The organism is Ornithinimicrobium avium (assembly GCF_003351765.1).
GTDB classification, from domain to species: Bacteria; Actinomycetota; Actinomycetes; order Actinomycetales; family Dermatophilaceae; genus Ornithinicoccus; species Ornithinicoccus avius.
Map to the genome: position 1 here is coordinate 1,531,089 of NZ_CP031229.1, position 25,547 is coordinate 1,556,635.

The following is a 25,547-nucleotide window of genomic DNA, read 5'->3' on the forward strand; positions in this document are numbered from 1 at the left end:
GTCAGGCGGCCAGCACCCCGGTGCCCAGCAGGCCGAAGAGCACCAGCGCCAGCACGATCCGGTAGATCATGAACGGCGTGAACGTGTGCGTGGTGATGTAGCGCATGAACCACGCGATCACGGCATACCCGACGAGGAAGGCGATCGCGGTGGCCAGCCAGATGGGTCCCCACGCGGTGCCGCTGCCGATCGCGTCACCGGTGGCGACCTTGACCACCTGCAGACTCCCGGAGGCCAGGACCGCCGGGATCGCCAGCAGGAAGGAGTAGCGGGCCGCGGCCTCACGCGTGTAGCCCATGAACAGACCACCGGCGATGGTGCCGCCGCTGCGCGAGACGCCGGGCACGAGCGCCAGCGCCTGCCAGAAGCCGAAAGCCAGGCCGTGCTGCCAGGTCAGCTCGGACAGCTCGCGCCGCTGCGTCCCGACGCGCTCGGCGGCGAGGATCACCAGCGCGAAGACGAGCAGCATCGTGGCGGTGAGCCACAGGCTGCGCAGGTCGGTCTCGATCCAGTCCTGCAGGAACAGGCCGAGCAGCCCGATCGGCAGGGTGCCCAGGATCACCCACCAGCCGAGCATGGCGTCGGGGTGGTTGCGCGGCACCCGCCCGGCCAGCGAGGCGAACCATGCCCTGATGATCCGCACGATGTCGCGCCAGAAGTAGAGGAGCACCGCCGCCTCGGTGCCGAGCTGGCTGATCGCGGTGAACGCGGCGCCCGGGTCCTCCTGGCCCAGGAGACGCCCGACGATGGAGATGTGCGCGCTGGAGGAGACGGGCAGGAACTCGGTGAGACCCTGCACGAGACCGAGGATCGCGGCGGTGAGGAAGTCCACCGTCAGCCGGCCTCGGCGGCGAACCGTGCCTTGTCCGCGTCGATGCGCAGCCCGTTGGACAGGCAGACCCACCACAGCACGGCGAAGATGAGGCCGACGACCAGCATCGCCGGCAGCAGGAACGCGCTGGCCAGCGTGAGCACCTGACACAGCCACCCCAGCCAGATCCCGGCGCTCGTGCGCAGCGCGCCGACGGTCACCAGGCAGAGGACGGCGAGGCCGACGCCGGCCAACAGCAGCGTCGTCCCCGAGCCGCTGTCGAGCGTGCTCGCCAGCCGCCAGGCGACGAGGGAGCCGAGGAAGACGCTGAGCGCCTGCGCGACGAGAGCGGCCCCGCACAGCCGGCGGGTGGTGGGGCCGGGGCGCGCGGGCGGTCGCAGCACGTCCGGGTGCGTCGATGAGGTCACCGGGTGATTCTCCCAGACCCCGGCCCCAGCCCCCTGTCAGCGGGACCACTTATTCTTGTGCGCCTGTCCCCGGGAGCCGGCCCGCCGCTCCCCCGCGTCACCACCAGGAGCAGCCGTGCCCCGACCCGACCGCAGCACGAAGCCGACCGACGCACGCGCGGCGAAGGTCGCCCAGATCCAGAAGGCGTCCCGCTCGGCCGAGCGCACCCGCGGTGCTCTCATCTGGGGCGTGGCCGCCCTCGTCGTGGCGGCCATCGTCGGCTCCGTGGCCTTCGTCATCATCAGGGAGAGCCCGGCGACCGCCGACCTGTCGGCGGTCACGGTGTCCGAGAACACCGGCGGCGACCACCGCACGACCCCGATCGACTACGACTCCGCGGTGCCCGCGGGCGGCCCGCACCACCCTGCCTGGTGGAACTGCGGGGTCTACTCCGAGCCGGTCCGCACCGAGCACGCCGTGCACTCCCTGGAGCACGGCGCGGTGTGGCTGAGCTACCGGCCCGACCTGCCGGCCGACCAGGTCGCGCTGCTGGAGGAGCTGGGCGACGAGGACTACATGCTGGTCTCCCCGGTCGAGGACCAGGAGTCGCCGGTGATCGCCACCGCCTGGGACCACCAGCTGAGCCTGGACTCCGCGGAGGAGAAGACGCTCAAGGCGTTCATCCGCGAGTACAAGCAGGGCCCGCAGACTCCCGAGCCGGGCGCCGCGTGCACCGGCGGGACCGACGTGAGCCTGGTGGCCGGGTCGTGACCGAGCCGGTCGGCGGCCCGGAGGCGGCGGTCGTGCCTGCGGACGCAGAGCCTGGGTCGGGCAGCACGCGCGAGAGGTGGCGCACCTTCGGCGCGCCCGCGCTCGCAGCCGTCACGATCGTCTCCCTCTGCCTCGGCGTGCTGCTGGGGTGGGTGGCCTTCGGCCCGCACCGTCCCGCAGACTCCAGCGCCGATGCGGGCTTCGCCCGTGACATGAGCGAGCACCACGCGCAGGCCGTGGAGATGTCCCAGCTGGTCATGCAGCGCACCGACGACGAGGCTGTGCGCCGCCTGGCCGTCGACATCGACAACAACCAGGGCTTCGAGCGCGGCATGATGGCCACCTGGCTGGGCGAATGGGGTCTGCCCCGGGCGCGCGGCGAGGCGCGGATGGCCTGGATGGGCACCGATCACATGGACATGGACCTGCCCCCCGGCGTGGCGATGGCCGGCATGGCCTCCCCGACCGAGCTGCAGCAGCTCACGGAGGCCTCCGGCGAGGAGGCCGAGGTGCTCTTCCTGCAGCTGATGCTCACCCACCACCTCGCCGGCGTCGAGATGGCCGAGGCCGCCCTCGACCTGGCCGAGGACCCCCGCGTGCTGGCGGCCGCCGAGCGGATGTCCGTCGCGCAGGTCGGGGAGATCCGGCTGATGAACGACATGCTCGTCGAGCGCGGCTCGCAGCCCCGCGAGGACGTGTCGGCCTGGCTGGAGGACGGTGCCGCGGCCACGGCCCCCGCCCCGGGCGCGACCCAGGACCTGGACCTGAGCACCGGCGGGCCCGAGGGCCACGGCGGCTGAGCGGCCCGCGACGGTGTCCTGCACCTGTGTCAGGCACTGCCAGGGTCCGAGCCCTGTGGATGCCTGACACAGGCGCCTGACATCAGGTCGTGGTGACGCCCAGCAGCGCGCGCACCTCGGCGGCGGTCGTCACCGACCCGGTGGCCAGCACCGCCCCGCCCACGCCGCCGCCCTCGTCGGCCAGCGCTGCCGCGACGTCGAGCGCGTCGGGCAGGTCCGGCACGACGGTGACGCGGTCCTCGCCGAAGTACTCGGCCACGAGCTCGCCGAGGCGCGCCGGACGGATCGCCCGCGGCGAGGTGGTCCGGGTCACCACGACGTGGTCGAGGACCTGCTCGAGGGCCTGGACCATGGGCTCGGCGTCCTTGTCCTCCAGCACGGCCAGCACGCCGACCAGCCGGGTGAAGGTGAAGGACTCGCGCACCGCCTCGACCAGCGCCTGGATCCCGGCGGGGTTGTGTCCGGCGTCGACGATCACGGTCGGCGAGCGGCGGACGATCTCCAGGCGCCCGGGCGAGGTCACGCCGGCGAGCCCCGCGTGCAGGACGTCGGCCGTCAGCGGCTGCTCCCCGCCGCCGAGGAAGGCCTCCACGGCGGCCACCGCGATCGCGGCGTTGTGGGCCTGGTGCTCGCCGAAGAGCGGCAGGAACAGGTCCGGGTAGTCGGCCGCGAGCCCGCGCAGCGAGATCTGCTGGCCGCCGACGCCGACCTCGCGGGCCAGCACGCCGAAGCTGACGCCCTCGGCCTGCAGGGTCGCGGAGACCTCCTCGCAGCGCGCGGTCAGGATGCTCATCGCCTCCGGCTCCTGCACGCCGACGACGGCGATCGCGCCCGCCTTGATGATCCCGGCCTTCTCGGTGGCGATCTCCTCGATCGTCGAGCCGAGCAGCCGGGTGTGGTCCAGGCTGATCGGGGTGACGACCGCGACGGTCCCGTCGGCGACCGAGGTCGCGTCCCAGACGCCGCCCAGCCCGACCTCGACGACGGCCACGTCGACCGGGGCGTCGGCGAAGGCGGCGAAGGCCAGGCAGACGACGACCTCGAAGTAGGTCATCCGCACGTGCCGCTGCTCGGCCTGGCTCGCCATCGACTCGGCGTCCACCATCTCCACGAAGGGCATGACCTCCTCGTAGGCGGCGAGGAAGGCCTCGATCCCGACCGGCTCGCCGTCCAGGCTGATCCGCTCGCGCATGTCGTGCAGGTGCGGGCTGGTGAACCGGCCCGTGCGCAGCCCGGCCTCACGCAGGATCCGCTCGACGATCCGGGTCGTCGACGTCTTGCCGTTGGTGCCCGTCAGGTGGATCATCGGGAACGCCCGCTGCGGGTCGCCCATGAGCTCCATCACCCGCGCCACCCGGTGCAGGGTCGGCTCGGGCATGTGCTCCGGCGTGCGGGCCAGGATGTCCTGGACCACCTGGTCGTAGCGTGCCCGCAGCGCCGGGTCGACCGGCGGCTCGGCGCCCCGGCGGACGGGGACGTCCGGCACCGCCGCGGCGGGCGAGAGCGGCAGCTCGTTGCCGTCGAAGAACTGGTCGCTCATCGTGCCTCCACCTTGACGATCATCAGCTCCACCTCGTGGCCGCCGCCGAGGTCGGCGGTCGTCGTGTATGCGGTGGGGCGCGGCTGCGTCCCGCCGTCGGGGTCGCTCCCGCCGCCCAGCCCGTGGTGCTTGGCCCTCGGCAGCGGCGTGCCGGCGCCCGCTGCGCCGAACTGTACGGCGAGCGTCTCGTCCATGACCAGCCTCTGGTGGGCGGTCGCCGCGTCCCAGACCTCGTCGTCGCCCACGACGGTCAGGCTGATCCGGTCGGTGATGTCCAGACCAGCCTCCTTGCGGGCACCCTGGACGCCGCGGACGAGGTCGCGGGCCAGTCCCTCGCGGGCCAGGTCCTCGGTGACCTCGGTGTCGAGGACGACGAAACCGCCGCCCTGCCCGCGCAGCATCGCGGTCGCGCGGGAGGCGCCGTGCTCGTCGGACACCACGGTCTCCAGGGCGTACTCGCCCTCGAGCAGCTGGAGACCGCCGGAGGTCACGGTCCCGTCCTCGGCGACCGACCAGTCACCGGTCTTGGAGCCCCGGATCGCGGCCTGGACGTCCCTGCCCAGGCGCGGTCCTGCCGCCCGGGCGTTGACGGTGAGCCGCTGCTCGACCTGCACCTCGTCCTCGGCACCCAGCGCGGCGGGGTCGAGGAGGACCAGCTCCCGCACGTTGACCTCGTCGCGCACGAGGTCGGCCAGGGCCGGGCGGCCCTCCAGCATCTCGGCGTGCGGCGTGACCACGGTCAGCGACGCCAGCGGCAGGCGGACCCGCAGCCCCTCACCCTTGCGCAGCGCGAGCGCGGCCGAGCACACCTCGCGCACCGTGTCCATGGCCGCGACCAGGTCGGCGTCGGCGGGCAGGTCCTCGGCGTCCGGCCAGTCCGTGAGGTGGACCGACTCACCACCGGTGAGCCCGCGCCATACCTCCTCGGTGAGCAGCGGGAGCAGCGGGGCGGCGACCCGGCAGGTGACCTCGAGCACGGTGTAGAGCGTGTCGAACGCCTCGTGGTCCTCGGCCCAGAAGCGGTCGCGGGAGCGGCGGATGTACCAGTTGGTGAGGACGTCGACGAACTCGCGGATCGCGTCGGCGGCGGTCGCGATGTCGTTGCGGTCGTAGGCGCCCTGCGCCGTGTCCACGAAGTCGCGGGTCTTGGCCAGGACGTAGCGGTCCAGCTCGTGGGTGGACCCCGTCGACCACGACGCCTCGTAGCCCGCGGCGTTGGCGTAGAGCCCGTAGAAGTACCAGGCGTTCCACAGCGGGATCATCGTCTGGCGCACGCCGTCGCGGATGCCCTGCTCGGTGACGACCAGGTTGCCGCCGCGCAGGATCGGCGAGGACATCAGGAACCAGCGCATCGCATCGGCGCCGTCGCGGGCGAAGACCTCGCGCACGTCCGGGTAGTTCCGCAGCGACTTGGACATCTTCTGCCCGTCGTTACCCAGGACGATGCCGTGGCTGATGCAGTTCTGGAAGGCCGGCCGGTCGAAGAGTGCCGTGGCCAGGATGTGCAGCGTGTAGAACCACCCGCGGGTCTGGCCGATGTACTCGACGATGAAGTCGGCCGGGAAGTGGTGCTCAAACCACTCGGCGTTCTCGAACGGGTAGTGCACCTGGGCGTAGCTCATCGAGCCGGAGTCGAACCACACGTCGAGGACGTCCTCGACGCGCCGCATCGTGCTCCTCCCCGACGGGTCGTCGGGGTTGGGCCGGGTCAGCTCGTCGACGAACGGCCGGTGCAGGTCGACGTTGCCCTCGCGGTCCCGCGGGAGCTGTCCGAAGTCGGCCTCGAGCTGCGCCAGCGAGCCGTAGACGTCGATGCGGGGATGCTCGGGGTCGTCGCTGCGCCACACCGGGATCGGGCTGCCCCAGAAGCGGTTGCGGCTGATGGACCAGTCGCGCGCGTTCTCCAGCCACTTGCCGAACTGGCCGTGCTTGACGTGCTCGGGCACCCAGGTGATCTGCTCGTTGGTGGCCAGCATGTCGTCCTTGAGCTTCGTCACCTCGACGAACCAGGACGAGACGGCCTTGTAGATCAGCGGCTGCCGGCAGCGCCAGCAGTGCGGGTAGGAGTGGGCGTAGGTCTCGCGGCGCAGCAGCACCGTGCCGGCGGCGACCGCGCCCTGGTCGAGCAGGACGGGGTGCTCGTCGGTGCGGGGCAGCTGGTTGAGCGTCGCCGCCCTCAGGTGCTCCTGGATCGGTGCGTTGGCGTCGAAGACCAGCATGCCCGCGTACTCGTCGACCGGGTGCAGGAAGGCACCGTCCGGGCCGACCGGCATGACCGGCTCGATGCCCTCGCGGTCGGTGACCACCTTGTCGTCCTCACCGAAGGCGCCGGCCGTGTGGACCAGCCCGGTGCCGTCCGTGGTCGTGACGAACTCGGCGACGACGACGCGGTGCGCCCGCTGCCAGCCCTGGTAGTAGGTGAACGGCGGCACGTAGGAGCGTCCCGCCAGCTCCTTGCCGGCGTAGGTCGCGAGGACCTCGGGCGCTGCGTCCTCACCTCCGAGCTCGCTGCTGTATGCCGTGAGCCGCTCCTTGGCGATCAGGTAGCGCGCCGGCTCGGCGTCCTCCCCGGCTCCGGGGAGCGGGGCACGCACCACGACATACTCGATGTCCTCACCGACCATGACCGCCAGGTTGGCCGGCAGCGTCCACGGGGTCGTCGTCCAGACGAGCGCGAGCGCGCCGTCGAGCACCGGGTCGGGAGAGTCGCCCGGCAGCAGCCGCACGCCGACGGTGACCGCCGGGTCCTGGCGCACCTGGTAGACCTCGTCGTCCATCCGCAGCTCGTGGTTGGACAGCGGCGTCTGGTCGTTCCAGCAGTAAGGCAGCACGCGGAAGCCCTCGTAGACCAGGCCCTTGTCGTAGAGGCTCTTGAACGCCCACAGCACCGACTCCATGTAGCCGACGTTGAGCGTCTTGTAGTCGCCCTCGAAGTCGACCCAGCGCGCCTGGCGGGTGACGTAGTCCTCCCAGTCGCTGGTGTACTGCAGGACCGACTCGCGGCACTTGGCGTTGAACGCCTCGATCCCCAGCTCGAGGATCTCCTCCTTGGTCTTGATGCCCAGCTGGGCCATCGCCTCGAGCTCGGCCGGCAGCCCGTGCGTGTCCCAGCCGAAGCGGCGCTCGACCCGGCGCCCGCGCATCGTCTGGTAGCGCGGCACGACGTCCTTGACGTAGCCGGTGAGCAGGTGGCCGTAGTGCGGCAGGCCGTTGGCGAAGGGCGGGCCGTCGTAGAAGACGTACTCGTTGTCGCCGTCCTGCCCGGCGGGGCGCTGCTCGACGCTCCTGACGAAGGTCCCGTGCTCCTTCCAGTAGGCGAGCACCGCCTCCTCGATCTCCGGGAAGCGCGGAGAGCTGGTCAGCGCGGCGCCGGAGGTGCTGGTGAGCGGGTAGGCCATCGGGGCGGCTCCTCGTGAGTGGTGCGGTCTTCTGGGGTATGCGGTCTCTGCCGTGTCACTGCTGAGGACGACGCTCCCCCGGCTGGGCCGGGCGGGCACCGCGGTACCACCTCGCTTGCACGCCGATGGCGACGTGCCACTCACTGCTGCGGCTGTGACGGGCCTGCCCCGTGCGGGTCTAGTAGGCGCACCCGCCGGTCGTGCGGGGGCCGTTCTTCCGCAGGCTCGCCGCTGATGACGGCTCGGACGCCTGTGCCGCCCATGGTACGGCTGGATGCGCGGTGCGACCAACCGCGGCCACCCTCGCCAGGCGAACGACCGATGTCGCAGGCAGGGTGCTTCTCGTGCACCGTCGTCTCCCCGGCGCTAGGCTCGCCGGGCAGGACCAAGTGCGTGGCCACATCCACGTCAGGGACTCGCTACAAGGGAGGTAGTTCGCTCAGGGTGAAGGACTTCGCCTGGTTCACCGCCGTCCGTCGAGGCGCCTTGGCACTAGGGGTCTTCGTAGGCATGATGGCTTCTGGACCGCCACCAGTCCTCGCAAGCCTGGATGCGGACCCCAATAACTACGGAGCTGTCTCCTTCTCGGCCTTCGGAGACGTACCGGTGGCAGCCGACAACTCCGTGTCCATGCATGACCTCCAAGCGATCGGAATCAGTTCTGCAGACATCGACCGCGCCATGACCGATGGGGCTGGCGCATGGGCTGACGAGGACACCGACATGGAGCCGATGGGGACCGGGATTTATCAACGGCTGTCGAGCTGGACGGACTATCGAGGTCGCAAGATTCAGGTGCGGCTCGGATACTGGGACCCGGGTGGAGATAGCGGCTGGGGCTACGCCAAGTATTCAGGAAAACACAACCTCACCACGCGCGCCGTCCGAGCAGCCACCGCATACACACCCAACTGGGAGGACCAAGCATCGTCCACCGTATATTACCAGGTGGTCCACAAGTACGAATGCACAGGCTGGGGTCCTTGGCGGACGTGCAAGGTCGTTGGCAGCACGACAGTGCGCACAGTGCACGACAGACGGGTCCTCACGGACGGCGATCCAAAAGGAGTCGTCACCTCCTATTGCCTTGGGTACTGGCCGCGCTGCCCCGACTGGGTGAAGAATGCAGCAAACATTTGAAACGCTAAGGCACCCTTGCATGATACCGGCATGGCAAATCCAGGATCAAAGCCTGGATCTGCGGGTTGGGGCGGTCGCCCATCATCCCCTCGCGCTGGTGCACATGGACGATCATTCTTCTGATCGAGCCACTCCGGTGGCTGCGTTTCCCTTGATCAGAATCCCGTATCCTCACGTCGGCACTTATATGAGCCCGGTCGGCACGCACCCGGTGGCCATACAGATCGAAGAGTGGGTCGTTCACTGGGACGCCCCAGCGAACTGGGACTCCCCATCACATCACCGGAGGAACCTGCATGGCTGGCTCGCGTGCGGGCAAGAGGGACTGGACGTGCCTATGCATTGGCCCCGCAGCACGTTCCGGATAGCAGCCCTCTTCGTTCGGCGCGGCACACGTCCCGCGACAAGGGTGGACAGGGTGGACCGACACTCGTTCCCGTCAGGAGGGGTCGGGTCCTACCTGTGCGTGGCGGAGCTTAAGTCGACAACGGCCACCGGGACCGCGCCACCAGCAACGCCCTAGCGATCCTTGGTCGCTAGGCTCGCAGGATGAGTTCCGTGACCGCCGGCCTGCACGACCTGCTGGGCGACCGGGTGGTCACCGATCCCTCGGTCGCGGCCGGCTACGGGGCCGACGCCTACCCGCAGGCGGCGACGCTGACGGGAGAGGAGTTCACCGTCGTGCGCGCCCGCTCGCGCGAGGACGTCGTCACCACGCTCCGGTATGCCGCGGAGCACCGGGTCCCGGTCGTCCCGCAGGGCGCGCGGACCGCCACGACCGGCGCCGCCTGCGCCCTGCCCGGCGGCATCGTGCTGTCCACCGAGCTCATGCGCACCGTCGAGATCGACTCGGTCGAGCGGATCGCGGTGGTCGGCCCGGGCGTCGTCAACACCGACCTCAAGGCGGCGGCGGCCGAGCACGGACTGGCCTACCCGCCGGACCCCGCGAGCAGCGCGATGTGCTCGATCGGCGGCAACGTCGCGACCAACGCCGGCGGCCTGTGCTGCGTGAAGTACGGCGTCACCGCCGACTACGTCCGCGGGCTCGAGGTCGTGCTGCCCGGCGGCGACGTGGTCCGCACCGGCCGGCGCACCGCCAAGGGGGTGGCCGGCTACGACCTCACCGGGCTGTTCGTGGGGTCGGAGGGCACGCTGGGCGTGGTCACCGAGGCGGTGCTCAGGATGGTGCCGCTCGGCGACCCGGCACTGACCGTGCTCGCCGTCTTCCCCACCCTGGCCACCACGATGGCGGGCGTCGCCGCCCTGCGGGAGCAACGGCATACCCCGAGCCTGGTCGAGCTGCTCGACGGCCCCAGCGTCGACGCCATCTCGGCCTACGGCGACTACGGCTTCCCGACCGGCAGCGGCGGGGTGCTGCTGGTGCAGTCCGACCGCGCGGGCCACGCGCTCGAGGACGTCCACGCGTATGCCGCTGCGCTCACCGCCGCCGGCGCCACCGAGGTGGCCGTGGCCGAGGACCGGGCCGAGGCCGACCTGCTGCTGGAGGGCCGGCGGGTGCTCAACCCCGCCCTGAAGGCCAGGGGCCCCCGCTTCATCGAGGACGTGTGCGTGCCGGTGGCCCGGCTCGGCGAGCTCGTGGAGCAGGTGCACGCGGTCGCCGACCGGCACGGGCTGGAGGCGACGTGCAGCGGGCACGCGGGCGACGGCAACCTGCACCCGTGCTTCTTCTACGACGACGCCGACCCGGCCAGCGTCGCCGCGGCCGAGCAGGCGTTCGACGACCTCGTGCGGGCCGCCTGGGCGCTGGGCGGGACGGTCACCGGCGAGCACGGCGTCGGCCAGCAGAAGGTGCCGTGGCTGGCCGAGGAGCTCGGCGAGGCCGAGGTGGCGCGCCAGCGCACGGTCAAGGCGCTCTTCGACCCGTTGGGCATCATGAACCCGGGCCGCGGCATCGCCTGAGCGACCGGGGGCCGTTGACTCTGTCCGCAGGTCCGGGCATACTCGGTGGAACAACTCATATATAAGTTGTCGACTCATTGCCGAGTAGAGAGATCTTGAGGCCCGAGGATGAGCCCGGAGACCGTCCGTACCGCCACGACCACCACCGCCGAGCCCACGGGGGTCCGCTGGGGGCGGGTGATCGTCATCGCCGGCGCGATCATCGCCTTCCTCATCGGCTCGGGCTTCGCCACCGGCCAGGAGATCCTGCAGTACTTCGCCTCCTACGGCTACTGGGGCGTCTTCGGCACCGGACTGGTGGTGCTCGTGCTGATGACCTACGTGTGCGTGGAGTTCCTCCAGGCGGGGCAGGAGCAGCAGTTCGAGCGGCCCGGCCTGATCTACCACTACTACGGCGGCAAGGTCCTCGGGACCTTCTACGACTACTTCTCGATCGTGTTCATCTTCCTCTCCTTCACCGTCATGGTCGCGGGGATGGGCGCGCTCTTCAAGGAGCAGTACGACCTGCCCGTCGCCTCCGGCGGCATCGGCCTGGCGGTGGTCGCCGTGGTCACCGTCGGCTTCGGCCTGACCCGGCTCACCGACGTCATCGGCCGGATCGGGCCGGTCATCGTCGTCCTCGCGATCGGCCTGGGCCTGGCCGCCGTCCTGCGCAACCCGGGCGGCGTCGCCGAGGGCCACGCCGCACTGCCGAGCCTGGACCTCACGACCGCCTCGGACAACTGGTTCCTCGCCGGGCTGTCCTACGTCGGGTTCTGCATGCTCTGGCTGGCCGCCTTCCTCGCGGCGATGGGCCGGACGACCCGCAGCAGCAAGGAGGCCGCCGTCGGCGGCTCCCTGGGCGCTGCGGCGTTCTCCGTCGCGTGCATCGTGGTGGGGCTGGGCCTGCTGGCCAACATCGACACGGTCGCCGGGATGGAGATCCCGATGCTCGCCCTCGCCCGGGACGTCAGCCCTGCGCTGGCGAGCACCTTCTCGATCATCATCGTCGCCGGCATCTACACCACGGCCGTGCCGCTGCTGTGGACCGTCGCCGCGCGCTTCTTCGTCGACCGCAGCCCGCACTTCCGGCTGCTGGCCGTCGGGCTGGCGGCGCTGGGCACCTTCATCGGGCTGCTCGTGCCGTTCTCCCAGATGGTCAACGTCGTCTACGTCATCAACGGCTACGTGGGCATCCTGCTGCTGGTGCTCATGCTGGCCAGGACGGTGCGGCGCGTCGCCGCCCGCCGGGCCGCCTGAGCCGGTCCCGGCGCGGGGCGGAGCACGGTGAGCCGTCTGGGACAATGCAGGGTATGACTGCACGCTCACTCGATCCCTCGCGCCCGGCGACCCTGCCCGAGCGCCCGTCCGTCGACGGCCTGGAGGAGAAGTGGGCGCAGGTATGGAAGGACCGCGACGTCTACCGCTTCGACCGGGACGCCGCGCTGGCCGCCGAGCGCAGCCAGATCTTCGCCGTCGACACCCCGCCGCCGACGGCGTCCGGCAGCCTGCACCTGGGCCACGTCTTCGGCTATACCCAGGCCGACTGCCTGGCGCGCTACCACCGGATGACGGGCAAGCACGTCTTCTACCCGATCGGCTGGGACGACAACGGGCTGCCGACCGAGCGCCGCGTCCAGAACTACTACGGCGTGCGCGGCGACGCGACCCTGCCCTTCGACCCGGGGTTCGCCCCGCCGCAGCAGGGTGGGGAGGGCCGGAGCACCCGCGCCGCGGACCAGCAGCCGGTCGGCCGCGCCAACTTCATCGAGCTCTGCGAGGAGCTCACGGTCCTGGACGAGAAGACCTTCGAGGACACCTTCCGCCGCCTGGGGCTGGCCCTGGACTGGAACGTCCAGTACCGCACGATCGACGACCGCTCCCGCGCCGTCGCCCAGCAGGCCTTCCTGCGCAACCTCGCGCGCGGCGAGGCCTACCAGGCCGAGGCGCCGGGCCTGTGGGACATCACCTTCCAGACCGCGGTCGCCCAGGCCGAGCTCGAGGCCCGCGACTACCCGGGGGCCTACCACCGTGTCGCCTTCCACCGCACGGACGGCGCCGGCCCGGTCTACATCGAGACCACCCGTCCCGAGCTCATCTGCTCGGTGGTCGCGCTCATCGCGCACCCCGACGACGAGCGGTATGCCGCACTGTTCGGCACCACGGTCACCTCGCCGCTGTTCGGGGTCGAGGTCCCGGTGCTCGCGCACCCGATGGCCGAGATGGACAAGGGCGCGGGCATCGCGATGTGCTGCACCTTCGGCGACATGACCGACGTGCAGTGGTGGCGCGAGCTGAGCCTGCCCACCCGCTCGGTCATCACCCGCAGCGGCCGGTTCCAGTCCGAGACGCCCGCCTGGGTGGCCGGCGGTCCGGGCGAGGAGCTGTATGCCGCCGCGCTGGCCGGGAAGACCACCCACTCCGCCCGCGAGGCCACCGTCGCCGCGCTGCGCGAGTCCGGCGACCTGGACGGTGAGCCGACCACGACCCAGCGCAAGGCCAACTTCTTCGAGAAGGGCGACAAGCCGCTGGAGATCGTCACCAGCCGCCAGTGGTTCATCCGCAACGGCGGCAAGGACGAGTCGATCCGCGAGCAGCTGCTCGCGCGCGGCGAGGAGCTGGACTTCCACCCGGCGTTCATGCGCGCCCGCTACCGCAACTGGGTCGAGGGCCTCAACGGCGACTGGCTGGTCAGCCGCCAGCGCTTCTTCGGCGTCCAGATCCCGGTCTGGTACGGCGTGCACGCCGACGGCCAGACCGACTACGACACGGTGCTCGTCCCCGCCGAGGACCGGCTGCCGGTGGACCCGATGTCGGACGTCCCCGCGGGCTACACCGCGGACCAGCGGGATCAGCCGGGCGGCTTCACCGGCGATCCGGACATCCTCGACACGTGGGCGACGTCGTCGCTGAGCCCGCAGATCGCGGCCGGCTGGCCGGTCGCCGGCCGCCCGGACGGCGAGCTGGGCAACGACAGCGGGCTGTTCGCCAAGATCTTCCCCTTCGACATGCGCCCGCAGGGCCACGACATCATCCGCACCTGGCTGTTCGCGACCGTCGTGCGGGCCCACTTCGAGCACGGCTCGCTGCCGTGGAGCGACGCCTACATCAACGGCTGGATCCTGGACCCGGACCGCAAGAAGATGTCCAAGTCCAAGGGCAACGCGACCACACCCATCGGGATGCTCGAGCAGCACGGCACCGACGCGGTCCGCTACTGGGCCGCCGCCGCACGCCCCGGCGTGGACACCATCGACGACCCGGGCCAGATCAAGGTCGGCCGCCGGCTGGCGATCAAGCTGCTCAACGCCAGCAAGTTCGCGCTGAGCTTCGGCGAGCTGCCCGCGGGGGATGACGGGCGGGCGGCCGAGGCCGGCGCCCTGGTCACCGAGCCGATCGACCGCGCGATGCTGGCCGGGCTGGCCGCCGTCGTGGAGCGGGCGACCGCCTCCTACGAGAACTTCGACTACTCCACCGCGCTCGACGCGACCGAGGCGTTCTTCTGGTCCTTCTGCGACGACTACCTCGAGCTGGTCAAGGAGCGCGCCTACGGCGGGCCCTTCTCCGAGCACGGACCGGTCACCGACCCGACGCCGCAGACGCTGTCCGCCCGGGCCGCCCTGCGGCTGGGGCTCTCGGTGCAGCTGCGCCTGCTCGCGCCGGTGCTGTCCTTCGCCGCCGAGGAGGTCTGGAGCTGGTGGCACGAGGAAGGCTCCTCGGTGCACACCCAGCCCTGGCCGGTGGTCGAGGAGCTGGCGGCGGCGACCGACGGCGCGGACGCCGGACTGCTCGGGACGGTCGGCGAGGCCCTCAGCGGTCTGCGCCGGGCCAAGTCGGAGGCCAAGGTCAAGATGCGCACCGAGATCTCCGCGGCCACCGTCTGCGGGCCGCAGCAGGAGCTCGACCGCGTGCGCGCGGCGCTGCCCGACCTGCGGGCGGCGGGCAAGGTCACCGGGGAGATCCGCCTCGAGCCGGCCGAGACGCTCGCCGTCAGCGACGTCGTGCTCGTGAGCGAGCCCGCCGGCGCATAGGGTTGGCCCCATGCGCAGGGGCACCAGCTCGACGGTCGTCGTCGCCGTCGTGACCGCGACGGCGCTCCTGCTGCTGCTCGTGTGGAGCGCCGGCAACGGCACACCGCTGGTCAGCGCGCCGCAGGGCAGCTGGGGGCCGCCCCGCGCCGAGGCGACCGCCTCGGTCACCACGGTGGTCGACCCCGGCCCGCAGCAGCAGGGCGGGCAGGAGGGCTCGGAGGACCTCACCCGGTGGTCGTTCAACCTCGCGCTGCTCCTGTGGCTCGCCGCCCTGGTCGCCACGCTCACCTTCGTCGTCAAGTGGCTCGGCCGACAGCGCGTGGACGGGCTGGAGCGCCTGGCGGTCGCCGAGGAGGAGGAGCTCGTCGCGCTGCTCGACGCGACCAGCGACGAGGTCCGCTACCAGGCGCTGTCCGAAGGTGACCCGCGCAACGCCGTCGTCGCCTGCTGGGTGGCGCTCGAGGACGCCGTGCACCGCTCCGGCCTCGCGCAGGACCGCTCCGCGACCGCGACCGAGCTGGCGCACCGCGTCCTGGCACGCTGGGACGTCGACCCGTCGGCCATCACCACGCTGTCGCAGGCCTATCGCGAGGCCCGCTTCTCCCGCCACCCGGTCACCGAGGAGCAGCGCAGCCTCGCGGTGAACGCCCTGGAGCGCATCCACGTCGACCTGCGCCGACGTGCCGCGGCACACGCCTCCGGCGCGGCCACCACCGGCGGCGTCGCCACGCCCACCGGCGAGGAGGACGCCCGGTGAGCATCATCCCCCGGGGCCGCGGCGCACGGACCCGGCGCCACCCCATACCTCTCCAGGGGCAGGCCCGCGCACCGGGCGACCCTCGCGGCGGCGCCCTGCTGCTGGCCGCCCTCGTGCTCGTCGCCGGCGGGCTCGCCTTCTACGTCGGGTCGTTGCGCTACTCCGTCGCCGAGGCCGTCGCGGTCGTGCTGCTCGGCGCCCTGGTCGTCGCGCTGGTCCCGTGGGTGATCGCCGCGACCGGGGGCAGCGCCGAGCGCGCCTACTGGGTCTCGACCACCCGCCAGGAGGTCGCGCCCCCGGACGCCCTCGACTACCGCCTCGTGCGCCTGCGCCGCGACCTGCGCGACGCGGTCGAGCGGGACGACCGCACCGACGAGATCTACCCGGTGCTGCGCGAGCTGGCCGCCGAGCGCCTGCGCGCCCGCCACGGCATCGACCTGGACGCCGAGCCCGAGCGCGCCCGGGCCGCCGTGGACGCGCACCTGTGGCGCTACCTGACCACCCCGCCCGTGGACACCCGCAAGCGCAGCCGCACCTCGCTGCGCACCGCCATCGAAGGGATCGAGAAGCTATGACGCAGACCACCGAGGTCCTCACCGTCGCGCAGGTGGCGGCCCGTGCGGGCGAGGTGCTCGACCGCGTCGAGCAGGCCGTCGTCGGCAAGCGCGAGGCGCTGACGCTGGTCCTCACCACGATCCTGTCGGGCGGCCATGTGTTGTTCGAGGACTTCCCCGGCCTGGGCAAGACCCTCGCCGCCCGGTCCTTCGCCCAGACCCTCGGCCTGGACTTCACCCGTGCGCAGTTCACCCCCGACCTGCTGCCCTCGGACCTGACCGGCTCCTTCGTCTTCGACCAGAAGCAGACCGAGTTCGTCTTCCGGCCGGGCCCGCTCTTCACCGGGCTGCTGCTCGCCGACGAGATCAACCGCACCCCGCCCAAGACCCAGTCGGCGCTGCTGGAGGCGATGCAGGAGCACCAGGTCACCGTCGAGGGCCAGACCTTCGCCCTCCCGCAGCCCTTCCACGTGCTCGCCACCGCCAACCCGGTCGAGTACGAGGGCACCTATCCCCTCCCCGAGGCCCAGCTGGACCGCTTCCTCATGCGCGTGTCGTTCGGCTACCCCTCCCCGGAGCAGGAGTGGGACGTGCTGCGCCGCCGCCTCGGTCGACGGACCGAGGACCAGCACCTCGCGCCGGTCACCGACGCCGCCGGCCTCGCCGCCATGCAGGAGGCGGTCGAGACGGTCCCGGTCGAGGAGGACATCTCCCGCTACTGCGTCGAGCTGGCCACCGCCACCCGCCGCCACCGCGCGGTCCTCGTCGGCGCCTCCCCGCGCGGGTCCCTCGCCCTCATGCTCACCTCGAGGGCGTATGCCGTGGTGCAGGGCCGCGACTACGTCGCCCCCGAGGACGTCAAGGCGGTCGCGCACGCCGTCCTGGACCACCGCATCTCGATCAAGCCCGAGCTGTGGATGTCCGACACCGGCGGTGCGGCGGTCGTCGACGCCGCGCTGGGCCAGGTGCCGGTGCCCGGCGCCCGCACCGGCGCCTCGGCAGCGACCACGGCGACGGACGCCTGAGCGCGGCGCACGGCATACCAGCGACATGAGCAGCTCCGTCGAGGACCGGTGGCGCCCCACCCCCGCGCTGGTGCGGGCGGTGGCGCTCGTCGTGCTCACCGTGCCCGTCGCGCTGCTGTGGCGCCGCCCCGACCTGCTGGTGCTGGCGACGCCGTGCGCGGTCGTGCTGGCCTGGAGCGTGGTGACGCGGCCGCGGAAGGTGCCCGAGCGGCGCTTCGCGCTGTCCCACGCCCAGGTCCGCGAGGGAGAGCAGGTCCTGGCGCTGGTCGACGTGGAGCCGGTCGTGGGGACCGACCTGGTCGCCACCGCCCTGTCGCCGGCGCCCTTCGTCGAGGGGGTGGCCGTCGAGCGCCACGCCCGGGTGGAGGACGCCGACGGGCTGCCGGTCCTGCACGCCAGCGCCGTCGAGGACGCGCACGGACCGCTCGTCGATGGGCTGCGCCGGCTGGTCGTCGGCGTGCGGGTGACGCGCTGGGGCGTGCGGCGGATCGGCCCGGTCCAGGTGGCCGCGGTGAGCGCGTGGGGTTCCTACCGGTGGGGGCCGGTGCGGCAGGAGGCGCTGGGGCTGCGCGTGCTGCCCGAGCCCACCGCCTTCGACTCCTCCGCACCGGCGCCGCGACCGCGCGGGCTGGTCGGGGCGCACCGCTCGGCGCGCCCGGGCGAGGGGACCGAGTTCGCGACGCTGCGGCCCTTCCAGGTCGGTGACCGGCTGCGGCGCATCCACTGGCCGCGGTCGACGAGGGGCGGCGGTGAGCTCTACGTGACCTCCAGCTATGCCGACCAGGACACCCACGTCGCGCTGCTCGTCGACGCGCACTACGACCTGGGCCGCTCCGGTGGCGTCGGGGGCCGGGCGAGCTCGTTGGACCGCTCGGTGCGGGCCGCCGGCGCCGTGGCCGAGCACTTCCTGCAGCAGGGCGACCGGGTGAGCCTGCGGGTGCTCTCCGCGCGCACTCCCCTGACCGTGCCGGCCGGCACCGGCAGGCGGCACGGGGTGCGCATCCTCGACACCCTCTGCCGGGTGGTGCCCGGCGTCGTGGAGCAGGTCGACCCGCGCCGCGTCCACCTCGGTGTGGACGCCGGCTCGCTGGTCGTGATGATCTCGGCGCTGGTCTCCCCCGACGCGATCATGCAGGCCGCGATGCTGGCCAGTCGCGGGTTGTCCGTCGTGGTCGTCGACGCCTTGGTCGACCCCGAGGAGGGCACCGTGGTCGAGACCGCCGAGCGCGACGCCCTGGCCCGGGCGGCCTGGCGGATCCGCATGCTCGAGCGCGACCGGGAGATCCGTGCCGTCCAGGCGCAGGGGGTGCCGGTCGTGCCCTGGCTGGGCCCGGGCAGCCTGGACGTCGTGCTGCTGCAGCTCGGGCGGCGCGGTCGGGTCGGGAGGCTGTCGTGACCGACCTGTGGACCGACCTGCGCTCGGCCAGCCGCGCCCAGCTCACCGTCCGGGGGGCCGGCCTCATCGGGGCCCTCCTCTTCACCGGGTCGTTCGTGCTCGCCGGCGGCGGCGGGCCGGTGTCGTGGGCCGGCCTGGTGCTGCTCTCGCTGCTCGTGGTCGTGCAGCCGCACACGATCGCCCCCGCGCTCTTCGTGGTCTTCGCGGCCGCCTCGTGGTGGGTCGGGGTGGACGGCCCCTGGCACTGGGCGCTGCTGCCCGCCGCGCTCGGCCTGCTCCTCGTGCACGTCGGCACGGCTCTCGCCGCGTCGGTGCCCGCCCAGGCGCCGCTGCCCGCCTCGGTGCTGCGGCGCTGGTCGCTGAGGACCGGTCTGGTGGCGGCTGTGACGACGGGGGTATGGGGTGCGGCCGGCGTCCTCGTCGCGCTCGCCACCGGGGCGGGCGGGGCGGTCCCGGGGATCGTCGGCCTGGCGCTGGCGGCGGGGTGCCTGGTGGCCTGTCTGCGGAACGTGGGGTCGTCGCGCTAGAACGGATGTTCCGGCTGAGCGGCCGATCTGGAGTCGCCTTCGCCACACACCTGAGGAGGGGGGCCCTCGGCTGGCCGTACGTTGCGCCACCTTGCCGGGTTCCCACGCACCGCCCATGTCCGGATCGCAGTCGTGGCGAGCAAGACCGAAACGGTGGCTCGAGCGATGGACCAGTTGGCGGGGTCGTCCTGTAGCGGAACCCACGGTCGAAAGTCTTCTAGACCCTGGACGACGAACATGGCCAAGCCCAAGCCCCACGCCGTCAGCACGCCGACGATCGATCCCAAGAATCGGATGGCTAGCATCGAGACGCATCCGAGCGTCACCGCGTTCAACAGAACCATTGTGGTGGCGACGTCCGTATAGAGTCCCCGGAATTCCAGAATGAAGCCAAACTGTTCGTGGCGCGCGAGGCCGTTCCCATCCTGGATCCGCAGGACCAGGAACGACGCCAGCAGTCCAGCTGGCACCGCCACGACCGCCGCAGCGCCACCGACGGCGTCGTGAGGCCACGTCCTCCGGCCGCCCTCGAAGTCGATCAGTCGTGGTTCGACGGCGAGAAGGGAGAAGGGGGTCAGCAACAGCGCCGTCCACTCCCACCCGAGGACCGCTCTCCCCTCTATTCCTGCCACCGCGAGCCTTGTCTGGACGAACCATGAGGCCAAAGAGAGCAGGAAGGTTGCCGCAACGACACCAGGAAGGACAAGGAGATAGCGGCCACGGCCCCACTCAGCCACGATTCCGGCTTTCCGGTTCTTCAGCTTGGCACTGGGTCAGTGCGGGGAGCTCGCGAGCGAACCACTCCTCGAAAGCAGGGTCGTCCAGGGCACCCACGCCCGCCTCGTCGGCAGCCGAGGGCGCCGGCAAACCGGCGCGGGACATCAACCTTGCGAGGACCGCATCCGCGACGGCGGACGGCTCCCCATACCCGGGAAGGGGAGCCCCCGTGACTGCATCGACGTGCTGGGTGCAGGCCAGGACACCGGACAACTCCACGGCGACGGGATACGTGCTCTGGAAGGCGGTGTTCTCTCGTGATCCCACAGCATAGCCGCTCACGACCATGATGCCTTGCCTGGACTCCCCGTTCTTCTCAGCCAAGGCGTTCAACGCCGAGCCTTCCACCGAACGTGGCCGAACGTCAGGCGGGAGTATCGAGACGAGCTCAGCGACCGATGGTGACCACACCATCACCTCACCTCGGTGCTCGACAAGATCGCAGTAGTTGGTCTCGGCGATGCTGTGGCACCAGCGAGTGGGCGAAGGGTCGTCCCAGTAAAGCGGGACCGTTAGCAGACTCCCGGCGCCGGTGATCATGGCTGCGGCCCCTGTCAGCGCGTTGCGCAGAACGCGACCACGCCTGGGAAGCAGTTGCGCCGCGACTCCTGACGTGCCAGCGATCAGCACTGCGGCATACAGCCCGACTCGCATGATCTCCGTGCTCAGAACGAGCTCCTGGCCGGCATTGGGGGAGCCTGTTCCCCAAAATGGCGCCCAAGGCGGGATCTTGCCGCCGATCTGAGCGGGCGCCAGGTAGCACGCGACAAGGAGGGGCGCCGCGAGCATCCCGGCACGACCCACCATCAGGCCCGCGAGAGTGCCGGCCAATGGCCACAGCAGGAACGACAGCAGGGCGGCGACGAGTCCCATGAGGTCGGTCGCTCGCAGCGGGACGAGTCTCGACCCGGCCACTGCCTGAAAAATACCGGGTGACAGCGCCAGGATGTGACCGAAGGCTGCACCGCCACAGATTGGTGCGACAAGTCTTGCCACGCCAGCCCAGGCGTTCCCAGCCCTCCCTGGCACCACCGAGTTCGGCGACCATCCCGAAGACACTCCGGCTGCCACGATCGCCGACACCGCACCTGGCAGCACCTGGTAGTCCCGGGCGACCACGACCAGACGCCCCCATGTCGTCGGTGGCCATCCCCAGACCGGGAAGACAGTCAGCCCCAACAGGAGGATGACACCTGCCTGCGTCAGGGCGATTCTCGTTGACGGACGACGATGCAACACGGAGGGTCTCAGCCGCCGACGAGGCGCAGGTATGCCGATTCAAGACCCTGCGTCCCCTCCTCATGAGGCGACAGCTCACCTGTCTGTCCCGCAAAGCGGACCTTCCCATGATCGAGCACGACCAATCTCTGAGCGATCGGCGTCAAATCCTCTAGGATGTGCGTGCTAAGAAGGACGGTTCGTGTCTCCGCAAGCTCTCCGAGGAGAGCACGCAAGGAGGCTCGTTGCGCGGGATCCAGGCCAACAGTGGGCTCGTCGAGCAGGAGGACACTGGGATCATGCGCGAGAGCACACGCGATTCCTAGCCGTTGTCTCATTCCTCCGGAAAGAGCACGGGCACGCACATCCGTCCGATCTGCGAGATCGACGATCGCCAGGACAGACGCGGTGCGTTCAGCCAGCATGTTCTTGGGCACTCCGCGCGCCCAGGCCGCATACATGACGTTGTCGTCGCAGGACTTGAGACCCATCAGGCGGAAACGTTGTGGCAGGTATCCCACTTTCGAGAAATATGCCAGCTCGCCCCCATCAGGTTGATCCGAGAGGCGTTCACCGTCGAAGGTGAGCGAGCCGCGAGCCGGCCTTCTCATTCCGGCGAGCACCGTCATGAGCGTGGTCTTTCCAGCGCCATTGGGCCCCAGAAGACCGGTCAGCCCGACGGGCAGCTGCAGGCTGACGTCATCGATCACTACCTTGCCGCCGCGTCGCACGGTGACACCGTCAGCCTGCAGCATGCGCTCCTCCGATTGGGACCCGCGGCAGCGCAGGTGCGCTCAACTGTTGCCGAAGCGGAAGTTCGCCGACTGGTAGCTGTTGGGCGTACCGATGGCTTTGGTGTAGTAGTCCCAGCCGCTGACCCCCGCAGCAGAGACCAGCCGACTGCCCGTAGCAAGATAGAAGGAGCCCTTCGCCACCAGCGGGTCGGTCCAATAGGGGTAGAAGTGACGCAGTTCGCCAGTGACCGTCGTAGCGGAGGAGCAGTCGCTGCGCCCATACTTCCCGTACACGCTCGATCCTGAAGCATACGGCGTGTTCGCCCAGTTCCGGCAGCCAGCCGCCTCTGCCGTCGCACCACTCAAGACCGAGGGCGCCAAGACCATCGCTGCGAGGGCCAGTGACGCAAACGTCGTCCGAAGTATCTTCTTCATCGCCCATCCCATTCCTGAGACCGGACCCCGTCGCCCGGTGGTGTTTGGGACGTTACCCCCCCCTCGGGACAATCGTCAACGGTCAGGCGCTCTCCTTGCGCTGCTGGCGCTTGCGGGGGGTGACGTCGCGGCGCACGATCGTGGGGTTGACGTTCTCCAGGACGACCTGCTGGGTGATGCCGACCTTGGCGATCTCGTCGTCGGAGGGGACGTCGAACATCACCGGCAGCAGCACCTCCTCGAGGATGGCGCGCAGCCCGCGGGCGCCGGTGCCGCGCAGGAGCGCCTGGTCGGCGATGGCCTCCAGGGCCCCGTCGTCGAACTCCAGCTCCACGCCGTCGATCTCGAACATCCGCTGGTACTGCTTGACCAGGGCGTTGCGGGGCTCCGTGAGGATGTTCACCAGCGCGTCCCGGTCGAGCGGGGAGACGCTGGTGATGACCGGCAGCCGGCCGATGAACTCGGGGATGAGGCCGAACTTCATCAGGTCCTCGGGCAGCACGTCGGCGAACTGCTCGTTGGCGTCCTTGGCGGAGCGCAGCTCGGCGCCGAAACCGAGGCCCTGCTTGCCGGTGCGGGCCTCGATGATCTTCTCCATGCCGGCGAACGCGCCGCCCACGATGAACAGCACGTTGCCGGTGTCGATCTGGATGAACTCCTGGTGCGGGTGCTTGCGGCCGCCCTGCGGGGGGACGGAGGCGACCGTGCCCTCGAGGATCTTCAGCAGCGCCTGCTGCACCCCCTCGCCGGAGACGTCACGCGTGATCGAGGGGTTCTCGCTCTTGCGCGCGATCTTGTCGATCTCGTCGATGTAGATGATGCCGGTCTCGGCCTTCTTGACGTCGAAGTCCGCGGCCTGGATGAGCTTGAGCAGGATGTTCTCGACGTCCTCGCCGACGTAGCCGGCCTCGGTGAGCGCTGTCGCGTCGGCGATCGCGAAGGGCACGTTGAGCATGCGGGCGAGGGTCTGGGCCAGGTAGGTCTTGCCGCAGCCGGTGGGGCCCACGAGCAGGATGTTGGACTTGGCGATCTCGATGCCGTCGTCGGCGGAGCGGCTCTCCCCGGCCTGGATCCGCTTGTAGTGGTTGTAGACCGCGACCGCCAGCGCGCGCTTGGCCGGGTCCTGCCCGACGACGTACTGCTGGAGGAAGTCGAAGATCTCCCGCGGCTTGGGCAGCTGGCCCAGGCCGAGGTCGGAGGACTCGGCGAGCTCCTCCTCGATGATCTCGTTGCACAGGTCGATGCACTCGTCGCAGATATAGACGCCGGGGCCGGCGATCAGCTTCTTGACCTGCTTCTGGCTCTTCCCGCAGAAGGAGCACTTGAGCAGGTCGCTGCTCTCACCCATGCGTGCCACTCGGACGTCCCTTCGTCGTCGGTCCCGTCGTGCCTGTCCCCCGACGGTACCTTGCCCTGCTGCCGGGGCACAGTGTTTTGCGCCCCTGGCGCAGGCGTGTTGCCAGGTGTCCGCTCTCAGCGCAACGGCTCAGACGAGCAGCAGCCCGACCCCCGCGGCGACGACGCCGAGGACCAGGCAGGCGGCCCCGGCCCAGATCAGCGCGCGCAGGCCGTTGGGCGCTGCCGGGTCGCGACCCACGGCGGAGAGGAAGAAGCCGGCCGGCATGAGGATCGCGGCGAGGAGCACCAGCCCGGACAGCGGGCGCCAGGGCGCGGCCACGCCGGCCAGGTCGACGAAGAGGGTGACCAGCAGGCCGAGGATGACAAGCACCCCCGCGTGGGCGTGCCCCGCCCGGAAGTAGCTCTGCTGCAGCGCGTTGGCCGGCACCCCTCCGCCGACCACGCGCAGGAGGAAGGTGCCGCCGTAGGCGACGGCGACGACGGTGAGCAGGACCACGCCACCGGTGGTGGCAGCCGTCGGGGAGAGCACGGGAGGCTCCGTTCGGTCGGTGAATGTTGCCACTGGCAAGTTTAGGTGCCGCACCGAGATGTGTCCAGTGGTAAGTTTGGATGGTGCACGCTCCCGCTCCCTATCACCACGGCGACCTGCCCCAGGCCATCCTCGCCGCGGCCGCCACCGCGGTCGGCCGCGACGGCGTCGCCGCGCTGAGCCTGCGCTCGCTCGCCCAGGAGGTCGGCGTCAGCCACACCGCGCCGCGCCACCACTTCGGCGACAAGCGCGGCGTCGTGACCGCCCTCGCCGCACAGGGGTACGACGACCTGGCCCTCGCCCTGCGCCGCGCCGGCTCGGGCGGGACGTTCCTCGACGTCGGCGTCGCCTACGTCGGGTGGGCGCTCGACCACGGCGCCCACTACCAGGTGATGTTCCGCCCAGAGCTGGTCGACACCGCCGACCCGGCCCACGAGGCGGCGCTCGGCGGCCTGCGCCACGCGCTCGTGGAGAGCCTGGACGGCACGGTGCCCACGCCCGACGGCGGGAACGGCATCCCCGTCCTCGGCCTGGCCGCGTGGAGCATCGTCCACGGCTTCGTCACGCTCGCGCTGGCCGACAGCCTGCCGCTGCCCCCGGGCGACCGCCGGGCGGCCACGCTCGCTCTCGCCCGCTCCACGCTCGCTCGGCTGGACACCACTCCGGGCACGACGGAGCCCGCCACCCCCGAGGGGTGACGGGCTCCGGACGGACGCCTCACGGCATACCCGTGCTCAGTCGTCCTGGGACGCCTTGCGCGAGGCGAGGACCTCGTCGACGAGGCCGTACTCCTTGGCCTCGGCGGCGGTGAGGATCTTGTCCCGCTCGATGTCCTTCTGGACCTGCTCGACCGTCTTGCCGGAGTGCAGGGCCCAGGTCTCCTCCAGCCAGGCGCGCATCCGCAGCACCTCGTTGGCCTGGATCTCGATGTCGGAGGCCTGCCCGTAGTCACCGCCGGCCAGGGCCGGCTGGTGGATGAGCACCCGGGCGTTGGGCAGCGCGAAACGCTTGCCCGGTGCGCCGGCGGCCAGCAGCACGGCGGCCGCGGAGGCGGCCTGGCCGATGACGAACGTCTGCACGTCCGGCTTGATGTACTGCATGGTGTCGTAGATCGCGGTGAGCGCGGTGAACGAGCCGCCGGGGCTGTTGATGTACATCAGGATGTCGCGGTCAGGGTCCTGGGACTCCAGCACGATCAGCTGGGCGATGATGTCGTCCGCCGAGGCGTCGTCCACCTGCACGCCGAGGAAGATGATGCGGTCCTCGAACAGCTTGGTGTAGGGGTCCTGGCGCTTCATCCCGTAGGCGGTGCGCTCCTCGAACTGCGGCAGGATGTAGCGGCTAGACGGGCCCGCGGGGGCCCGGCCGGTGCCTGCGGTCGGCGCCCAGGCGCCGCCTGCGTAGGGGTTGATGGTCATGGTGTCAGCTCTTCTCTGCT

The 25,547-nt window shown here is 71.0% G+C and carries 23 protein-coding genes; 12 read left to right on the top strand and 11 right to left on the bottom strand.

What is annotated here, in order from left to right; all coding sequences use genetic code 11:
* Window position 1: 1 nt before the first annotated feature.
* Entirely contained in the window at window positions 2-832 is an 831-nt protein-coding gene (locus DV701_RS06900) for an undecaprenyl-diphosphate phosphatase (protein ID WP_114927656.1), read from the bottom strand.
* Window positions 833-834: 2 nt separating this feature from the next.
* Window positions 835-1,239 carry a DUF4233 domain-containing protein gene (locus DV701_RS06905; protein ID WP_114927657.1) on the bottom strand — a complete coding sequence of 135 codons (405 nt, stop codon included), beginning with the start codon at window positions 1,237-1,239 and terminating at the stop codon, window positions 835-837.
* Between the two features lie 115 nt (window positions 1,240-1,354).
* Between DV701_RS06905 and DV701_RS06910 the strand changes: the two genes are divergently transcribed.
* Together DV701_RS06910 and DV701_RS06915 are read left to right on the top strand one after the other, a co-directional pair.
* Window positions 1,355-1,990: a DUF3105 domain-containing protein gene (locus tag DV701_RS06910; protein ID WP_114927658.1), complete on the top strand. Its 636-nt coding sequence runs from the start codon at window positions 1,355-1,357 to the stop codon at window positions 1,988-1,990.
* Window positions 1,987-2,790 (top strand): DUF305 domain-containing protein, encoded by an 804-nt coding sequence (locus tag DV701_RS06915; protein WP_114927659.1) that lies wholly within the window; start codon window positions 1,987-1,989, stop codon window positions 2,788-2,790. Before DV701_RS06910 ends, DV701_RS06915 begins: the two co-directional genes overlap by 4 nt.
* Before the next feature lie 82 nt (window positions 2,791-2,872).
* Here the strand turns inward: DV701_RS06915 and DV701_RS06920 are convergent, their stop codons facing one another.
* A complete protein-coding gene (locus tag DV701_RS06920; protein ID WP_114927660.1) occupies window positions 2,873-4,330 on the bottom strand; it encodes a bifunctional folylpolyglutamate synthase/dihydrofolate synthase in 1,458 nt (485 codons plus the stop codon).
* Window positions 4,327-7,728 (bottom strand): isoleucine--tRNA ligase, encoded by a 3,402-nt coding sequence (gene ileS, locus DV701_RS06925; RefSeq protein ID WP_114927661.1) that lies wholly within the window; start codon window positions 7,726-7,728, stop codon window positions 4,327-4,329. Before ileS ends, DV701_RS06920 begins: the two co-directional genes overlap by 4 nt.
* 444 nt (window positions 7,729-8,172) lie before the next feature.
* Here ileS and DV701_RS18165 point away from each other — a divergent pair, with 444 nt between their 5' ends.
* The 9 genes from DV701_RS18165 to DV701_RS06965 all read left to right on the top strand — a co-directional run bounded on the left by DV701_RS18165 (window position 8,173) and on the right by DV701_RS06965 (window position 19,057).
* Window positions 8,173-8,868 carry a hypothetical protein gene (locus tag DV701_RS18165; protein WP_162802860.1) on the top strand — a complete coding sequence of 232 codons (696 nt, stop codon included), beginning with the start codon at window positions 8,173-8,175 and terminating at the stop codon, window positions 8,866-8,868.
* A gap of 549 nt (window positions 8,869-9,417) precedes the next feature.
* Entirely contained in the window at window positions 9,418-10,788 is a 1,371-nt protein-coding gene (locus DV701_RS06930; protein WP_114927662.1) for an FAD-binding oxidoreductase, read from the top strand.
* A 108-nt stretch (window positions 10,789-10,896) separates the two neighbouring features.
* Entirely contained in the window at window positions 10,897-12,027 is a 1,131-nt protein-coding gene (locus DV701_RS06935) for a YkvI family membrane protein (protein ID WP_228255265.1), read from the top strand.
* Between the two features lie 53 nt (window positions 12,028-12,080).
* A complete protein-coding gene (gene valS, locus DV701_RS06940) occupies window positions 12,081-14,798 on the top strand; it encodes a valine--tRNA ligase (RefSeq protein ID WP_114927663.1) in 2,718 nt (905 codons plus the stop codon).
* Window positions 14,799-14,808: 10 nt separating this feature from the next.
* Window positions 14,809-15,555, top strand: a complete 747-nt coding sequence (locus tag DV701_RS06945) for a DUF4129 domain-containing protein (protein WP_114927664.1) — start codon at window positions 14,809-14,811, stop codon at window positions 15,553-15,555.
* A complete protein-coding gene (locus tag DV701_RS06950; protein ID WP_114927665.1) occupies window positions 15,552-16,130 on the top strand; it encodes a hypothetical protein in 579 nt (192 codons plus the stop codon). The genes DV701_RS06945 and DV701_RS06950 overlap by 4 nt, the downstream gene beginning before the upstream one ends.
* Entirely contained in the window at window positions 16,127-17,134 is a 1,008-nt protein-coding gene (locus DV701_RS06955) for an AAA family ATPase (RefSeq protein WP_114927666.1), read from the top strand. The genes DV701_RS06950 and DV701_RS06955 overlap by 4 nt, the downstream gene beginning before the upstream one ends.
* Window positions 17,135-17,159: 25 nt before the next feature.
* The gene (locus DV701_RS06960) at window positions 17,160-18,530 is read left to right on the top strand and encodes a DUF58 domain-containing protein (protein ID WP_114927667.1); all 1,371 of its coding nucleotides are present in this window, start codon (window positions 17,160-17,162) and stop codon (window positions 18,528-18,530) included.
* Complete coding sequence (locus DV701_RS06965) at window positions 18,527-19,057, top strand: hypothetical protein (protein WP_114927668.1); 531 nt, start codon at window positions 18,527-18,529, stop codon at window positions 19,055-19,057. The genes DV701_RS06960 and DV701_RS06965 overlap by 4 nt, the downstream gene beginning before the upstream one ends.
* Here DV701_RS06965 and DV701_RS06970 read toward each other — a convergent pair.
* The 6 genes from DV701_RS06970 to DV701_RS06995 form a co-directional block, all read right to left on the bottom strand.
* Complete coding sequence (locus DV701_RS06970) at window positions 19,054-19,794, bottom strand: hypothetical protein (RefSeq protein ID WP_114927669.1); 741 nt, start codon at window positions 19,792-19,794, stop codon at window positions 19,054-19,056. The two genes, DV701_RS06965 and DV701_RS06970, sit on opposite strands and share 4 nt — an antisense overlap.
* Window positions 19,787-20,707 (bottom strand): hypothetical protein, encoded by a 921-nt coding sequence (locus DV701_RS06975; protein ID WP_114927670.1) that lies wholly within the window; start codon window positions 20,705-20,707, stop codon window positions 19,787-19,789. The genes DV701_RS06970 and DV701_RS06975 overlap by 8 nt, the downstream gene beginning before the upstream one ends.
* Before the next feature lie 374 nt (window positions 20,708-21,081).
* Window positions 21,082-21,807: an ABC transporter ATP-binding protein gene (locus tag DV701_RS06980; RefSeq protein WP_114927671.1), complete on the bottom strand. Its 726-nt coding sequence runs from the start codon at window positions 21,805-21,807 to the stop codon at window positions 21,082-21,084.
* A gap of 39 nt (window positions 21,808-21,846) precedes the next feature.
* Entirely contained in the window at window positions 21,847-22,080 is a 234-nt protein-coding gene (locus DV701_RS06985; protein WP_114927672.1) for a hypothetical protein, read from the bottom strand.
* Window positions 22,081-22,303: 223 nt separating this feature from the next.
* Window positions 22,304-23,578 (bottom strand): ATP-dependent Clp protease ATP-binding subunit ClpX, encoded by a 1,275-nt coding sequence (gene clpX / locus DV701_RS06990; RefSeq protein WP_114927673.1) that lies wholly within the window; start codon window positions 23,576-23,578, stop codon window positions 22,304-22,306.
* A 129-nt stretch (window positions 23,579-23,707) separates the two neighbouring features.
* On the bottom strand, window positions 23,708-24,109 hold the full coding sequence (locus DV701_RS06995; protein WP_114927674.1) for a hypothetical protein: 402 nt from the start codon (window positions 24,107-24,109) through the stop codon (window positions 23,708-23,710).
* A gap of 80 nt (window positions 24,110-24,189) precedes the next feature.
* On the opposite strand from DV701_RS06995, the gene DV701_RS07000 reads away from it, so the two are divergent.
* Window positions 24,190-24,807 carry a TetR/AcrR family transcriptional regulator gene (locus tag DV701_RS07000; protein WP_114927675.1) on the top strand — a complete coding sequence of 206 codons (618 nt, stop codon included), beginning with the start codon at window positions 24,190-24,192 and terminating at the stop codon, window positions 24,805-24,807.
* Between the two features lie 36 nt (window positions 24,808-24,843).
* On the opposite strand, the gene DV701_RS07005 is transcribed toward DV701_RS07000, so the two are convergent.
* Window positions 24,844-25,527 carry an ATP-dependent Clp protease proteolytic subunit gene (locus DV701_RS07005; protein WP_114927676.1) on the bottom strand — a complete coding sequence of 228 codons (684 nt, stop codon included), beginning with the start codon at window positions 25,525-25,527 and terminating at the stop codon, window positions 24,844-24,846.
* Window positions 25,528-25,547: the final 20 nt, after the last annotated feature.